16 protein-coding genes are annotated in these 14788 nt (G+C 68.2%); 13 read left to right on the top strand and 3 right to left on the bottom strand.

The genetic code is table 11. From position 1 onward, the window contains the following. Window positions 1–12: 12 nt before the first annotated feature. From nadD to holA, 8 genes are all read left to right on the top strand, one after another. Window positions 13–735, top strand: a complete 723-nt coding sequence (gene nadD / locus ACWDSI_RS18005) for a nicotinate-nucleotide adenylyltransferase (protein ID WP_449757343.1) — start codon at window positions 13–15, stop codon at window positions 733–735. Window positions 736–825: 90 nt separating this feature from the next. After that, window positions 826–1188, top strand: coding sequence for a ribosome silencing factor (rsfS, locus tag ACWDSI_RS18000; RefSeq protein WP_449745073.1), 363 nt, complete (start codon window positions 826–828; stop codon window positions 1186–1188). Beyond that, complete coding sequence (locus tag ACWDSI_RS17995; protein WP_449745072.1) at window positions 1185–1898, top strand: histidine phosphatase family protein; 714 nt, start codon at window positions 1185–1187, stop codon at window positions 1896–1898. Before rsfS ends, ACWDSI_RS17995 begins: the two co-directional genes overlap by 4 nt. 37 nt (window positions 1899–1935) lie before the next feature. Beyond that, window positions 1936–2679 (top strand): diglucosylglycerate octanoyltransferase, encoded by a 744-nt coding sequence (octT, locus tag ACWDSI_RS17990; RefSeq protein ID WP_449757342.1) that lies wholly within the window; start codon window positions 1936–1938, stop codon window positions 2677–2679. Between the two features lie 30 nt (window positions 2680–2709). Next, entirely contained in the window at window positions 2710–3573 is an 864-nt protein-coding gene (locus ACWDSI_RS17985) for a DegV family protein (protein WP_449757341.1), read from the top strand. Between the two features lie 89 nt (window positions 3574–3662). Further along, entirely contained in the window at window positions 3663–4748 is a 1086-nt protein-coding gene (locus ACWDSI_RS17980; RefSeq protein WP_449757340.1) for a helix-hairpin-helix domain-containing protein, read from the top strand. A gap of 268 nt (window positions 4749–5016) precedes the next feature. Beyond that, a complete protein-coding gene (locus ACWDSI_RS17975) occupies window positions 5017–6564 on the top strand; it encodes a ComEC/Rec2 family competence protein (protein ID WP_449757339.1) in 1548 nt (515 codons plus the stop codon). Continuing rightward, entirely contained in the window at window positions 6521–7495 is a 975-nt protein-coding gene (holA, locus tag ACWDSI_RS17970; protein WP_449757338.1) for a DNA polymerase III subunit delta, read from the top strand. Before ACWDSI_RS17975 ends, holA begins: the two co-directional genes overlap by 44 nt. A 179-nt stretch (window positions 7496–7674) precedes the next feature. On the opposite strand, the gene rpsT is transcribed toward holA, so the two are convergent. Then, complete coding sequence (gene rpsT, locus ACWDSI_RS17965; RefSeq protein ID WP_449745066.1) at window positions 7675–7935, bottom strand: 30S ribosomal protein S20; 261 nt, start codon at window positions 7933–7935, stop codon at window positions 7675–7677. A gap of 238 nt (window positions 7936–8173) precedes the next feature. On the opposite strand from rpsT, the gene ACWDSI_RS17960 reads away from it, so the two are divergent. The 4 genes from ACWDSI_RS17960 to ACWDSI_RS17945 all read left to right on the top strand — a co-directional run bounded on the left by ACWDSI_RS17960 (window position 8174) and on the right by ACWDSI_RS17945 (window position 13040). Beyond that, window positions 8174–9310 carry a sulfotransferase family protein gene (locus ACWDSI_RS17960; protein WP_449745065.1) on the top strand — a complete coding sequence of 379 codons (1137 nt, stop codon included), beginning with the start codon at window positions 8174–8176 and terminating at the stop codon, window positions 9308–9310. Window positions 9311–9454: 144 nt separating this feature from the next. After that, window positions 9455–11215: a circularly permuted type 2 ATP-grasp protein gene (locus ACWDSI_RS17955; protein WP_449757337.1), complete on the top strand. Its 1761-nt coding sequence runs from the start codon at window positions 9455–9457 to the stop codon at window positions 11213–11215. Continuing rightward, on the top strand, window positions 11212–12195 hold the full coding sequence (locus tag ACWDSI_RS17950) for an alpha-E domain-containing protein (RefSeq protein WP_449745063.1): 984 nt from the start codon (window positions 11212–11214) through the stop codon (window positions 12193–12195). The genes ACWDSI_RS17955 and ACWDSI_RS17950 overlap by 4 nt, the downstream gene beginning before the upstream one ends. Beyond that, entirely contained in the window at window positions 12192–13040 is an 849-nt protein-coding gene (locus ACWDSI_RS17945; RefSeq protein WP_449745062.1) for a transglutaminase family protein, read from the top strand. Before ACWDSI_RS17950 ends, ACWDSI_RS17945 begins: the two co-directional genes overlap by 4 nt. A 14-nt stretch (window positions 13041–13054) precedes the next feature. On the opposite strand, the gene ACWDSI_RS17940 is transcribed toward ACWDSI_RS17945, so the two are convergent. Beyond that, window positions 13055–13471 (bottom strand): type II toxin-antitoxin system PemK/MazF family toxin, encoded by a 417-nt coding sequence (locus ACWDSI_RS17940; RefSeq protein WP_449745061.1) that lies wholly within the window; start codon window positions 13469–13471, stop codon window positions 13055–13057. Next, window positions 13468–14118 carry an alpha/beta hydrolase family protein gene (locus ACWDSI_RS17935; RefSeq protein WP_449757336.1) on the bottom strand — a complete coding sequence of 217 codons (651 nt, stop codon included), beginning with the start codon at window positions 14116–14118 and terminating at the stop codon, window positions 13468–13470. Before ACWDSI_RS17935 ends, ACWDSI_RS17940 begins: the two co-directional genes overlap by 4 nt. A gap of 24 nt (window positions 14119–14142) precedes the next feature. On the opposite strand from ACWDSI_RS17935, the gene ACWDSI_RS17930 reads away from it, so the two are divergent. Beyond that, window positions 14143–14673 (top strand): hypothetical protein, encoded by a 531-nt coding sequence (locus ACWDSI_RS17930; protein WP_449757335.1) that lies wholly within the window; start codon window positions 14143–14145, stop codon window positions 14671–14673. Window positions 14674–14788 lie beyond the last annotated feature (115 nt).

Raw genomic sequence — 14788 nt, 5'->3', positions numbered from 1 at the left:
AACTCACTCGTCATGTCAGCAGAGCGTCCGCGCGCACGCAGGATCGGCGTGATGGGCGGGACGTTCGATCCCATCCACAACGGCCACCTCGTCGCGGCCAGCGAGGTGGCTTATCGGTTTTCGCTCGACGAGGTCATCTTCGTTCCCACCGGGCGTCCCTGGCAGAAACTCTCCGACGCCGAGCCCGCCGAGCCGGGCACCCCGACCCGTTCGCACGATGGCGGCGCCAACGACCGCACACGCCAGGTCAGTCCCGCCGAGGATCGCTACCTCATGACGGTGATCGCCACCGCGTCCAATCCCCGCTTCAGTGTGAGCCGCGTCGACATCGACCGCGAGGGATTCACCTACACCGTCGACACGCTGCGTGATCTGCGTGGCATCCTGCCCGACGCGGACCTGTTCTTCATCACCGGCGCCGACGCTCTGGAATCGATCCTGTCGTGGCAGGACTGGGAGGAACTGTTCGAACTGGCCACCTTCGTCGGGGTGAGCAGACCCGGATACGAACTCAATGCCAGCCACCTGGCCACCCACCTGTCGACGTTGCCGCCCGATACGCTGCACCTGATGGAGATACCCGCGCTCGCGATCTCGTCCACCGACTGCCGCAGCCGGGCGGCCGGCGGGCGCCCGGTGTGGTACCTGGTGCCGGACGGGGTGGTGCAGTACATCGCCAAACGACGGCTGTATCGCCGGCCGAAGGTCGATTCACCCGGGGTGTCGGCACCCTGAGAGCCGGAGTGCGCCCGGTGAACCGCGCACAAGCCACTGACCAGAGACTCCGGACCGCGAACCCGCGGGCCGAATCAGAAGGGGACACGCGTGACAGCATCAGCCGAATCACTGGCGATGGCCAGGGTGGCGGTGGCCGCGGCAGAAGACAAGGTCGCCGAGAACGTGACGGTGATCGACGTGTCGGAGCAACTGGTCATCACCGACCTGTTCGTGATCGCGTCCGCCGACAACGAACGGCAGGTCAATTCGATCACCGACGAGATCGAGGACAAGATGCGTGACGCGGGTTACAAGCCGGTACGCCGCGAGGGCACGCGCGAGGGCCGCTGGGCGCTGCTGGACTACATCGACATCGTCGTGCACGTGCAGCACGCCGACGAGCGTGCCTATTACGCGCTCGACCGGCTGTGGCAGGACTGTCCGGTAATCGACGTGGAGGCACAGGCGTGAGCGGACAACCCGACGACCACGACACCGCGGTCGAGCGGCTGACCCCCGTGGTGCGACGGCTGATTCTGCTGCGGCACGGGCAAACCGAGTACAACGCGACCAGCCGCATGCAGGGCCAGCTCGACACCGACCTGTCCGAACTTGGTGTGCGGCAAGCGAAGTCGGCCGCGAGCGCGCTGGTCGAACGGGATCCGCTGCTGATCCGGTCGTCGGATCTGCGTCGCGCCGCCGACACCGCCGCCGCCCTGTCGATCGTCACCGGACTGCCGGTGGACACCGACCGGCGGCTGCGCGAGACGCATCTGGGCCAGTGGCAGGGCATGACCCACCTCGAGGTGGACGCGATCATGCCCGGTGCACGCGCGCAGTGGCGTGACGATGCCACGTGGCGTCCGCCGGGCGGCGAGAGCCGCGTGGACGTGGCCGCCCGCGCCACCCCGGTGGTCGACGAACTCGTTGCCGGGCTGCCCGAGTGGGGAAGTGGTGAGCGGTCGGAATCACCCGTGGTGCTGGTGGCGCACGGCGGCGTGATCGCCGCGATGACCGCGTCGCTGCTCGGGTTGCCGGAGGGGAGTTGGCCGGTGTTCGGCGGCCTCGCCAACACCAGCTGGGTGCAGCTGTCGGGTCACGGTGTGCGCGGTGCGCGGCCCCGCTGGCGGCTGGACGTGTGGAACGCGTCGGCCGAGGTGGCCGACGCGTCCGTCTTGTGAGTGCCGTCTGTGAGCGCCGTCCGGTGAGTGTCCGCCGATGAGCACGCCCCCCGGAGCCGGCGACACCCTGCTGGTGCTCTCGGATTCGCTGGCCTACTTCGGTCCGCGCGGCGGGTTGCCCGCCGACGACCCGCGGATCTGGCCCAACCTGCTCGGTGAGCGCTGTGGGCTGCCCGTCGCGCTGTTCGGCCGGATCGGCTGGACCAGCCGCGACGTGTGGTGGGCCATGACCCAGGACCCCAACATCTGGGCGGCGGTGCCGCACGCCCGGCTCGTGGTGCTGGCGTTCGGCGGCATGGACAGTCTGCCGTCGCCGCTACCCACGGCGCTGCGTGAGGAGATCCGGTACGTGCGGCCGCCGCAGCTGCGGCAGGCGGTGCGGTCGGCGTATCAGTGGGTCCAGCCGAGGGCGGCGAAAGTGGGCTGGCCGCTGGCGCTGCCGCCCGCGGTCACGGTGGACTACCTGGAGAAGATCCGCGCTGCGTTGCACCAGCTACGACCCGACCTGCCGCTGGTGATGTGTCTGCCGCCGACCCACCGCAGCCCCTACTACGGCTTCGTGCACACCGGGCGGGTGCCGACGACGGCCGCCATGACCCGGTGGGCCGACGGCCGTGGGGTGCCCCGGGCAGATCTGTATCCGCCCACCCGCGATGCCTTTTCCGATCCGGCTCAGGAGATGAACCCCGACGGCATCCACTGGGGATTCGAGTGCCATCGGCGGGTGGCCCAGGTGGTCGCGCAGCCGGTGATGCGGGCGCTGTCGGCATCGGGCGACTGACGGGGGTGTCCACCGGCTAACGTGGACCGCGTGCCAGTCGTCGTCGTCACCGATTCCTCCGCCCGGCTCCCCACCGCGGTGGCCGATCGATACGGGATCATCCAGGTGCCGTTACACCTGACCATCGGCGACACCGATTACCGCGAGGGTGTCGACGACGTTCCCGACGACATCGTCTCGACCCCCGGAGTCACCACCTCGGGCGCCAACCCGCACGATCTCGCCGAGGCGTACGGGCGTGCCGTGGAACTCAGCGAGGGCGACGGGGTGGTGGCGGTCCACATGTCGCGCAAGCTGTCGGGAACGTGGAGCGCCGGGCGGCTGGCCGCCGAGGAGTACTCGGGACAGGTCCGCGTGGTGGACTCGCGGACGGTGGGCCTCGCCGTCGGATTCGCGGCGATCGCCGCGGCCCAGGCGTCGGCGAGCGGCGCCGACCGCGACCGCACGTACGAGGCCGCGATCCGGCAGACGGCCACCGTCGAATCGTTGCTGTGTGTGCAGAGCCTCGACAACCTGCGTAAGAGCGGCCGCATCAGTGCGGCCAGCAAGATGCTGGGGTCGGCCTTGGCGATCAAGCCCATCCTGCACGTGGTGGACGGCATGCTCACCTTGCGTGAACGCACCCGCACCTTCTCCAAAGCGCTCGACAAGATGGCCGATACCGCGGTCGAGTTCGTCGACGACCGTCCGGTGACCGTCGGCATTCAGCACTGTCAGTCCCCGGCGGCCGCGGCCGATCTCGCCGGACGGTTGCGTGACCGGCTCAGGCATGTGACCTCGACGATCACCGTGGACCTCGGACCGGTGTTGGGGTGTCATGTGGGGCCGGGCGCGGTCGGCGTGGTGATCGGTAGCTATCTCGAACCCATCGAGCGGCTTCCGTCGACGTCGTGATCCACACATCCCGGTTCGTCCACAGCGGGTGATCGACGCGGTGTGATCGGCCCCGGCGGAGCCGGATTGCCGTCGTACCGTGTGGCGGCATGAGCGACAATCGCACACACCCGATCCGGATGACGGCGGGCCGAACGGGTTTCGGTCGTGCGGCCGAGCCGGCGGGACGCTCGGCGCTCGACCGTCTCGCCATCACACCGCCACCCCCCGGGCAGACCGTCATCGACGAGTCCGTCGTTGGTGCCGCTGAGGGGAGGGAGCAGTCGGGGGGTCGGGAGCAGTCGGGGAGTCCGGGACACGCAGACCAGTGGGGTATCGGCGCCGCGCCGGCGTGGCTCGACCAGACCCGGGTCGGGGAGGCCGATCCCGACGGATTCGGGACGGGTGACTGGGATCCCGACGACGACGAATCCGAATCCCGACATCGGGTGCGGATCGCGCCGCCAGGGGCGATAGCCCTGATCCTCGTCGGTGTGATCGCCTGCGCGGTAGCCGCATACGGCCTCTTCCGGAGTCCCGACGCGACGCCCACGGTGGCTTTTCCGGAGTCTGCGGGTCCCACCGCGGCGTCGCAGCAGGGCGGGCCGTCGCAGGAGGACGGCGTGGCGGCGTCGGGCACACCATCGTCGGGTACACCATCGTCGGCGCAGCAACCGGTACCCGCCGCCGCGATGGTCGTCAGTGTGGTCGGGCTCGTGCACCGTCCAGGGCTGGTGCGGCTGGCCCCACGTGCGCGGGTGGCCGACGCCATCGCCCGGGCCGGGGGAGCGCGGCCGGGCGCCGACACCGTCTCGCTCAATCTCGCCCAAGTGCTCAACGACGGCGATCAGATCCTGGTCGGATACGCGGGCAAGCAGGGCCAGATGTCGTTGCGCAGTGCGGTTGTCTCGTCCGGTGCGCCCGCAGCGGACTCGTCAGGTGGATCATCGAGTGGCCAATCAACCACAGGAACAACTGGATCTGCGACCACGCCCGGTGCCGGCGGCAAGGTGAACCTGAACACCGCGACCGCCGAGCAACTCGATGAACTGCCCGGCGTGGGACCGGTGACCGCCAAGGCCATCATCGACTGGCGGACGACGCACGGGAAGTTCACCTCCGTCGACCAACTCGGCGAGGTGGACGGCATCGGCCCCGCCCGGCTGGCGAAGCTCAAGGATCTGGTGACCGTCTGATCCCCGTCGAGCGTGCCCACATTTCGGTTGAGCGTGCCCGACGCGTTGAGCGTGCCCACATTTCGGTTGAGCGTGCCCGACGCGTTGAGCGTGCCCACATTTCGGTTGAGCGTGCCCGCATTCGGGCACGGTCGACGGGGTTCTGGGCACGGTCGACGGGGTTCTGGGCACGGTCGACGGTCCACAGGTCGTGGTGTGTACACAGACGAATGCGTATGCGGCCGAAAGATGTTCGGAGTGTTTGCCGCGCGAGGCTACCGTCCCCGACATGGACTTTCGCCTGGTGGTCCCCGCGCTGGTGGTATGGGTGGTCACACTCATCGGCCTGTGTGGACCGGGATGGGCGACGCCGTGCGTCACGGTGCTTTCCGGAATGGTCTGTGTCGCAACGGTGGTGGTCTGTGCGGGTGGTCGGTTCGGGTGGAGCCGGATCGGCCTTCTGGTGGTGGGCACGGGTCTGGCGGCGACCTGCGCCGGCGCGTTGTGGCTGCGGATGGAGACACGCGCCGACCACCCGCTGTCGGAGATGACGGGAAAGACCACGGTCTCGATGATCATTCGCGACGACCCCCGAAATTTCGGTCCCGCCGCGCGTGGACAGGTCACCACCCGGGTGACCGTCGACGTGGTGGCGGGTCGGCGCGTCCGTGCCGGTGTCGCCGACCTGGTGGCGCGCAGTTCCGGCTGGGCGGACCTGTCACCGGGCCAACGGGTGGTGGCCTTGGTCAGCGTGAGTCCGCCGCGCGGGGGTGGCCTGTCGGTGGCGCGCCTGGCCGCACGGGGCACGCCACGGCTGGTGGGCCGTCCCCCGCCGGTGCAGCGGATCGCCGGGATGATTCGGAACAGATTGCAGGAGAATGCCTCCCGGGCGCTCGACGGCGAATCGGCGGGCCTGCTGCCGGGTCTGGTGATCGGCGACGAGAGCACGCTGTCGGAGAATGTCCGTACCGAGTTCCGAGCCGCCGGACTGAGTCACCTGACCGCCGTCAGCGGCGCGAACTTCGCGATCGTGTGCGGCGCGGCGGTCACCCTCATCCGGCTGCTCGGAGCATCACCCCGTGTGGCCGCCGTGTTCGGTGCGATCGTCATCGTGGGATTCGTCGTCCTGGTCCGGCCGTCGCCCAGCGTCTTGCGGGCCGCGATGATGGGCGCCGTGGGACTGCTCGCGGTGATGTCGTCGCGCCGGGCACATGCCTTGCCGGCGTTGGGATTCGCAGTGGTGGGGGGTCTGTTGTGGTGGCCGGAGTTGGCCACGCAGCCCGGGTTTGCCCTCTCGGTGGCGGCGACGGCCGGGCTGGTGCTGCTCGCGCCCGTGCTACGTGACCGGCTCCGCGATCGTCGGGTACCGCCGGCGATCGCCCAAGCCCTGGCCATCGCGATCGCGGCGCAGATCGTGACCGCCCCGCTGATCGCATTCATCAGTGCGACATTCAACCTGGCCTCCATACCGGCCAACGTCCTCGTGGCACCCGTGGTGGCCGTCATCAGTGTGGTCGGCACCGTGGCGGCGCTGATCGGTGCGGCCGGACCGCCCGACGGTCCGGCCGCCCTCGTCGCCCAGCTACTGTTGCGCTCCCTCGGACCTGAACTGTGGTGGATGCTCAGCTGTGCCCGCCACCTCGGTGATGTGCGGTGGGCGGTGATCCGACTGCCGCCGGGCGCGACCGGAATGTTTCTCGTGCTCGGCGTGACGTGTGTGGCGGCGTTGATCGGATGGCGGTGGGCCTGGGCATCGCGCAGGGCGCGCCGTGTCGTCGGAAGCGTCTGGCACCATGACATTCGTGACCGAACGACTCCACCTGCTCCTCGGCGATGACGATTTCCTCACCGGACGGGTGATCGGCGCGGTCACCGCCGAGATCTCACGCGAGGCCGACGCGGACGTTCCGGTCACCCGGGTGCGCGCCGGCGACGTCAGCCACCACGAGTTGGCCGAGTTGCTCAGCCCGTCGCTGTTCGCCGAGGAACGAGTGGTGGTGGTGGAGTCCGCTGCCGACGCGGGCAAGGAACCGGCCGCCCTCATCGCGCAGGCGGCCCGCGAACTACCCGACGGGATCACGCTGATGGTGATCCACAGTGGTGGCGGCCGCGCGAAATCGATGGTCTCCGACCTGCGCAAGGCCGGGGCAGCCGAGCACGACTGCGCCGCACCCCGGTGGCCGTCGGAGCGCATGGACTTCGTCCGTAACGAGTTCCGCGCTCTGGGGGTGCGGGTGAGTGCCGACGTGGTGGAGCAGGTGGTCGACGGAGTCGGTTCGGAGCTCCGTGAACTCGCCGCGGCGTGTAGTCAGCTGGTCGCCGACACCGGCGGCAAGATCGACCGTGACGCGGTCCGCCTCTACTACCAGGGCCGCCCGGAGGTGACCGGATTCGAGGTCGCCGACAAGGCGGTGACCGGCGACCGGGCGGGCGCGCTGGAATCGCTTGCCTGGGCGCTGCACCACGGGGTGCCGCGGGTATTGCTGGCCGATGCCCTGGCCGAGGCGGTTCACTCGATCGCGAGGGTGCGGGCGATGGGATCGGTCGACCAGTACGCTGCCGCGTCCGAGCTGGGAATGCCACCGCGCCGCGTCAAGAACGTGCAGTCGCAGGCTCGAGCCTGGGATTCCGACTCGATCGCGCAGGCGGTCGTGGTGGTCGCGGCGCTCAACGGTGAGGTGAAAGGGCAGGCGGCAGACGCCGACTACGCGTTGACCCATGCGGTGTCGGCGGTGGCCGGTCTCCGGCCGACCGGGCGACGACGCTGACATCCGCGCGGCCGACATGCCGTGTTCATGCTGACGAACAACCGCATGGACAACGCAACTCACCCCGGTGACGGCGTGGGCGTCACCGGGGTGAGTTGTCAGGTGCGGAGTACGACGGTCGGCGCTGCAACCTCAACGGTGCGCGCTCGGGACCTATCGGCCTCTGACCGGGATCGGACTCAGAGCTTGTTGACGGCGAGGTCCATCGCCGACTTCTTGTTGGCGGCCTGGTTGGCGTGGATCACGCCCTTGCTGGCGGCCTTGTCCAGCTTGCGGCCCGCAGACTGGGCCAGCTCGGCGGCCTTGTCCTTGTCGCCGGCGTCGACGGCCTCACGGAAGCTGCGGATCGCGGTCCGCAGGGACGACTTGACGGACTGGTTGCGCTGACGACGGATCTCGTTGGTCCGGTTGCGCTTGACCTGCGACTTGATGTTTGCCACGCGTTTTTACCTCGTACTCGTTGTTGCTCGGTGTTCGTCGGTCTCGAGTGATCCGTGCGGTGGCCGGTTGACCGGGGTCCGCGATGTCGGGATCGCTCCTGAGCAGCTACGACGCAATGATGAAGATCCCACCACGCCGACTCTGCGACAGCGAACAACTTTACCAGCCGGAAGGATCGCCACCCAAATCGCGCGCCGTCGCATCAGTGCGACCGCGCTGTTCTACGCTCGCACCACCATGTCTGTCGTTTTTGTGCATATCGGACTTCCCAAGACCGGAACCACCCACCTGCAGGATCGCCTCTGGCGTAACCGCGACGTGGCGCTGCGGACGTCGGGTCTCTTGTATCCCGGCAACGTGATCTCCGACCATTTCCATGTCGCCACGCACCTACAGCCGGAGCGCTACCTCGACTGGGCCGATCCCGCCTTCGCCGGCACCTGGCCGACGATGCGGGCTCAGATGCGGGCCTGGCCCGGAAACTCGCTGCTCTCGCACGAACTGTTCGCCACGGCCACCGACGCGCATATCGCGACGTTGCTCGACGACCTCTCCTTCGCCGACGAGGTGCACGTCATCGCGACTGTCCGCGACCTCGCGCGCCAGTTGCCGTCGGTGTGGCAGGAGAACGTCAAGAACCAGCGACCCACGACGTTCGACGCATTCATCGACAACGTCCGCGCCCACGCGGACCCGCCGGACGCACCCACGGACGCCGACGGACCCGAAGAGCCGTTCTGGGAGTTCCAGGATTACGTGGCGATCCTGGAACGCTGGGCCGCCGCGGTGGGCCCCGAGCGCATTCACGTCGTGACCGTGCCCGCAACGCGCGCCGCTGCCGGGGACGGCCTGTGGGAGCGATTCCTGGCGGTGCTCGACATCGATCCCGCACTGCTGAATCTTCCGGTGCCCAGCACCAACAAGTCACTGTCGGCGGCCCAGGCCGAGTTCCTCAGGCAGCTCAACAGCCGGGTGCAACCCGAGCACATCGAGTGGCGCCGGTACGAGCGGGTGATCAAGGGCCAGGTCATCGGCGAGATCCTGTTCGCGTCCAGGTCGGGGCCACCGCAGGGACTGTCCGCGGCGCAACGTTCCTGGGCGTCGCGGCAGGCCGCCCACATGATCGACGGCGTCAAGGCTGCGGGATATGCGGTGTCCGGTAACCTCGCCGACCTCGAGGTGAAGGCCACCGCCGCAGGAGATGACACCGCGCCGACCACCCAGCAGGTTCTCGAGGTTGCCCTCGACACCCTGGCCGAAATGGTGCAGCGCGCCCCGCTGCCCGACGTGGCGCCGCGATGGCGGACGCGCGGGCGAAATCTGCTCCGCCGGGCCGCCCGGCGTGCGACCGCGCTGCGCACTCCTCGCCGCTGAACCTCGACGGTGCGGGCACGGTGGCGCCGTGCGCCGGCGCCACCGTGATCGTGGTCGTCGCGGTGACGCCGCAGTGACCGGCAGGCAACACGCCTGGGTCATCAACAATGCCGAGATGGGAAATCTGTAGCACCATGTCTGTCTATGAGCCCCGCGTCGACCGGTGCGCCAGCCAAGAAGGCGGCGCGTAAGTCCACATCCACCCGATCATCGTCGACGAGTTCGACGTCGTCGGCAAAACCGGCGAAGACGGCCAAGCCGAAAGCGGGACGCGGCGGCACCAGCCCCACCGACACCGGCATCTTCGAGGGATACTCGAAAGGCCCGTACGGCAAGGCTTTTGACGAGATGTTCGACGCCGACGGCGAGGTGCGCCCGGCGTATCGGGGCATCTTCAAGGTGATGGCCGAGTCGGATCAGGCCGATCTCGAGGCCCGGGTCGACGCGCTCGGTCGCGCATTCATCGACCAGGGCATCACGTTTTCGCTCTCGGGTATGGAGCGGCCCTTTCCGTTGGACGTTGTGCCGCGAGTCATTTCGGCTGCCGAGTGGACCAAGCTCGAGGCCGGCATCACCCAGCGTGTGCAGGCCCTCGAACTGTTCCTCGACGACGTGTACGGCGAGCAGGAGATCCTGCGCGACGGTGTGCTGCCCAAACGCCTGGTGCACTCATGCGAGCACTTTCACCGTCAGGCCGCAAACATCCGTCCGCCCAACGGTGTTCGCATCCACGTCGCGGGCATCGACCTCATCCGTGACGCGAACGGCGATTTCCGGGTGCTCGAGGACAACCTGCGTTCGCCGTCGGGGGTGTCCTATGTGATGGAGAACCGCCGCACGATGGCGCGCGTCTTCCCCGACATGTTCTCCACCCACCGGGTGCGGCCGGTCGCCGACTATCCCAGTCACCTGCTGCGGGCGCTGCGCGCCTCGGCGGCGTTCAACGAAGCAGATCCCAACATCGTGGTGTTGACGCCCGGTGTCGCGAACTCCGCCTACTTCGAGCATTCGCTGCTCGCCCGGTTGATGGGCGTCGAACTCGTCGAGGGCCGCGACCTGTTCTGCCGCGACAACGTCGTGTACATGCGCACCACCGAGGGGGAGCAGCGAGTCGACGTCATCTACCGTCGCATCGACGACGACTTCCTCGACCCGATGCAGTTCCGGCCCGACTCGATGCTCGGCGTGGCCGGCCTGCTCAACGCCGCCCGCGCGGGCAACGTCGTCATCTCCAGCGCCGTGGGCAACGGGGTGGGCGACGACAAGCTCATCTACACCTACGTGCCCGAGATCATCAACTACTACCTCGGTGAGAAGCCGATCCTGTCCAACGTCGACACCCTGCGGTGCTGGCTGCCCGATGAGTGTGAAGAGGTCCTCGACCGCATCGACGAACTGGTCATCAAACCCGTCGAGGGTTCTGGTGGCTACGGGATCGTGTTCGGGCCCGACGCCACCCCCGCCGAACTCGATACCCTCGCACGCAAGGTGCGCAACGATCCGCGCGGCTGGATCGCGCAGCCGGTGGTGCAGCTGTCGACCGTGCCCACGAAGATCGGCGACAATCTGCGCCCCCGCCACGTGGACCTGAGGCCCTTCGCCGTCAACGACGGCGAGAAGGTCTGGGTGCTGCCCGGAGGCCTGACCCGCGTGGCCCTGCCCGAGGGATCGCTCGTGGTGAACTCCAGCCAGGGCGGCGGTTCCAAGGACACGTGGGTGCTGGCCTCGCGTTCGTCGGCAAGTGAGCGTGAACTCGGCGGCGGCAAGGTGGTCACCGCGCGCGGAGCCAAAGCGGCGCGTCCCTCCGAGAGCGCACCCGACCAGACGTTCACCCAAACGCAGCAGCAGCAACAGCAACAGCAACAGCAACAGCAACAGCAACAGCAGGAGGGTGGCCACCGATGATGCTGGCCCGCAACGCCGAATCGCTGTACTGGATCGGTCGTTACGTCGAGCGTGCCGACGACATGGCACGACTGCTCGACGTCGCGATCCATCAACTCCTCGAAGACACCTCCGCCGATGTGGACGGCACGGTGCGCATGGTCATCCGGGTGCTCGGGCTCGAACCGCCGGAGACAGACGAACCACTCGACGTGTGGTCGCTCACCGAACGCATGGCCTACGACAAGGAAGCCGTCGGGTCGGTGGTCGATCTGATCCGCGCGGCACGCGAGAACGCCCGCGGGGCACGTGAGGTCACCTCCAGCGAGATGTGGGAATGCCTCAACACCACCTACAACGGACTCGGCGACGCCGAGCGCCGCGGTCGCCGACTCGGACCGCACGAGTTCCTGTCGTATGTGAAGAATCGCGCGGCGATGTTCGCGGGCCTGGCCGACGCGACCATGAGTCACGACGACGGCTACCGCTACCTGCTCGTCGGTCGGTCGGTGGAGCGAGTGGACATGACCATCCGCATGCTGTTGTCGCGGGCCGGCGACCCGGTGGATTCGCCGGCGTGGGTGAACGTGCTGGTGTCCGCCGGCGCCCACGACACCTATCTGCGCACCTACCGTGGCCTCCTCGACGCGGAGAACATCGTTCAGTTCATGCTGATCGACCGACTGTTCCCGCGGTCGATCTTCCATGCCCTTCGTGTGGCCGAACACAATCTGGGTGAGCTGGAGAAACGCCCGAGCCGCGTGGGTGAGCAGGCCGAGGCGTTGCTGCTCCTCGGCCGCGCGCGCAGTTCGCTGGAGTTCCTCGAACCCGGACACCTCATCGACGGTCTGCAGGAACGCCTGCTCGACCTGCAGGACACCTGCCGTGAGGTCAACGAGGCGATCACCGCCCAGTACTTCCACGTCTCGCCGTACGTGTCGTGGGCGGACGCCCGTGTGAGCGACGGCGAAGACCATGTCATCGAGGAGAGTGAACTGTGAGCTGGCGTCTGAGAGTGGTGCATTCCACGGGGTTCGCCTACCAGAGCCCGGTGACCTCCTCGTTCAACGAGGCACGGCTGACCCCGCGCAGCGATGCCCGCCAGAACGTGATCGTCAACCGTGTGGAGACCGTTCCGGCAACCCGTGCCTACCGCTACACCGACTACTGGGGCACCGCGGTCACCGCGTTCGACCTCCACGCACCCCACGAAGAGCTCGAGGTGTCGGGGATGTCGGTGGTCGAGACCGAGGCGGGTGAGCGCCCAGACGCCGAGAAATCAGCGGACTGGGAACGCATCCAGAGCGACTACGTGGCTGATCGCTACGACGAGATGCTCTCGTACACAACGTATGTGCCCAAGAACCGACAGCTCACCACCACCGCGCGACGGCTGTCGAAGGGACTCGAGCCCGAGGCCGCGGTGGAGGCGATCTGCCGTTTCGTCCACGAGGAGATGGAGTACGTGCCCGGCACCACGGGCGTGCACACCACCGCCGTGGATGCGTGGAACGAACGCAAAGGGGTGTGCCAGGACTACGCGCATCTGACGCTGTCGATGCTGCGCAGCCTCGGAGTCCCGGCCCGCTACGTGTCGGGGTACCTGCACCCCAAACCGAACGCCAAGATCGACAAGACCGTCGAGGGGCAGAGCCACGCGTGGATCGAGGTCTGGACCGGCGGTTGGTGGGGTTACGACCCGACCAACGACAAGCCGATCACCGAGCAACATGTGTCGGTGGGCGTGGGCCGCGACTACTCCGATGTGTCACCGCTGAAGGGCATCTACACCGGCGGCAAGGCCACCGACCTCGATGTGGTGGTGGAGATCACGCGCCTGGCGTGAGTTCTCCGGCACCCTCACTGCCAGCCGTGGTCGACGCGCAGCGCCGCGGCCACCGTCTCGAAACGAGATCGTTCGAGTACCGCACCCTCGCGGCGAATCCCGTGTTCGGCAACGATGAGCACCCGGTCGAGCCGGACGAAGCTGGGCCGGTGTTCGGCGTCCCAGGCGCCTGATCCCAGGGCGAGCCAGTTCGGGTCGTCTCGGTGATATTGCTTGGTGGAGAGCATCAGACCCAACAGCCGTGCGTGGTCACCTTCGCCGGTGCGGCCCACCACCAGCACGGGCCGATCCTTGCCCTGAGTCGGGTCGTCCTCGTAACGAACCCAGGTCCAGACGATCTCGCCCGGGTCGGCGGCACCGTCGAGGTCGGGGGAGTAGACGATCTCACGAGCGAATTCGTGGGTCGGGCGTCCCGGAGCGCGACCGGTCACCGGTGTTTCCCGGCGGTGATCAGCTCATCGAGCACATCGGCGGCCAGCTGCGCGGTGGGCCGCTTGTCCGGTTTCAGATCGTGCCCGGTCTTCTCGATCTCGACGAGCCGAGTGGGTCCGGCGAACAGTGTGGTTGCGGCCGTGATCTCCGGCGTCGTGGCGAACGGGTCGGTGGCCCCGTGCACGATCACCGTCGGCGTCGTGATCTGCGAAAGATGTTCGGTGCGAGCGCGTTCGGGCTTTCCGGGCGGATGCAGGGGGTATGACGAGAGCAGTAGTACGTCGGCAAGGTCGGGATCGTCGGCCACGGCCATGGACGCCTGCCTTCCTCCGTAGGAATGGCCGCCGAGGATCAGCGGCCCGTCGGCGTCGCCGCGGAACATGACCACGGCTGCGCGGATCCCGGCTCGGTCGGCGGCCGCTGTCGACGGGCTCGGCGGTCCCTTCGGACGGCGCTGCCGGTAGGGCAGGTCAATGCACGCGACAAGGATTCCGCGCTCACGCAACTCGGTGCCGTATGCCCGCAGAATGGCGGTCTGCCGGTTACCGCCCGCCCCGTGCGCGAGCACCGCCACCGCGCGTGGGGTCCCCTCCGGCCGGTAGACGTCGGCGACAACATCGTCGGCGGAGAAGGTCTCGACATTCACGCCATCCACGGTATAACCGGGCGCATGCGTCCGGTGCCCACGAATCACACGGCGAGCGAATCAGCACTCGAGGTCTGGATGCTGGTCGATCTCCTACCCGGCTACGAAACATTCGACGTCGGCGACCGGATCGAACCGACCACGATGTGGATCGACCGGGAGGCGATACCGGGAGGAAACCCCGGGCCGCTCGTCGGCGGGGTTCCCGCACGCATCGAGGCCGCACCCGACTCGGGACGGTATGGGTGGTTGCACCTCGCACCGGGGTTCGTGGCGGCGCTACCCGCCTGGTCCGGCGCACCCGGACCCGCCCTGGTGCGGGACGGGATGCTCCTCTACGACCGCTATCTCTGGATCAGCGGTGAATCCCGGCCGGGTTCGGCGGTGGTACTCGAGCGTGCCGAGTTGGTGCGCGATGTGACACATCGGCCGACACGTCACCCGAACTGGTACACCCCGGAGTATCACGGCGACAATCGCCTAGCGCCATACGGCCCGCCGCCCGAGGGCACCGACATCACGTGGTACTGCGTGCGGATCGGAATCCCCACATGAGTCGAGCGGCCTGGCCCCTGCACACGGGCCAGGTGATGACCCGGCCGCGCAGGCCGGCGGCGAACTCGTGAGAAACTGGACCGAACAGCCGACCACCCGCCGCGCGGCGCGTCAC

Source organism: Gordonia sp. NPDC003429 (genome assembly GCF_053588575.1).
This window is presented reverse-complemented; position numbering and strand designations above follow the sequence as displayed.

Bases quoted from the DNA above. Each gene is read 5' to 3' on its own strand.
- ACWDSI_RS17960 (WP_449745065.1), top strand. From the start codon at position 8,174: ATGTCTGTCGTTTTTGTGCATATCGGACTTCCCAAGACCGGAACCACC.
- ACWDSI_RS17930 (WP_449757335.1), top strand. From the start codon at position 14,143: ATGCGTCCGGTGCCCACGAATCACACGGCGAGCGAATCAGCACTCGAG.
- nadD (WP_449757343.1), top strand. From the start codon at position 13: ATGTCAGCAGAGCGTCCGCGCGCACGCAGGATCGGCGTGATGGGCGGG.
- octT (WP_449757342.1), top strand. From the start codon at position 1,936: ATGAGCACGCCCCCCGGAGCCGGCGACACCCTGCTGGTGCTCTCGGAT.
- ACWDSI_RS17980 (WP_449757340.1), top strand. From the start codon at position 3,663: ATGAGCGACAATCGCACACACCCGATCCGGATGACGGCGGGCCGAACG.
- ACWDSI_RS17955 (WP_449757337.1), top strand. From the start codon at position 9,455: ATGAGCCCCGCGTCGACCGGTGCGCCAGCCAAGAAGGCGGCGCGTAAG.
- ACWDSI_RS17975 (WP_449757339.1), top strand. From the start codon at position 5,017: ATGGACTTTCGCCTGGTGGTCCCCGCGCTGGTGGTATGGGTGGTCACA.
- holA (WP_449757338.1), top strand. From the start codon at position 6,521: ATGACATTCGTGACCGAACGACTCCACCTGCTCCTCGGCGATGACGAT.
- ACWDSI_RS17950 (WP_449745063.1), top strand. From the start codon at position 11,212: ATGATGCTGGCCCGCAACGCCGAATCGCTGTACTGGATCGGTCGTTAC.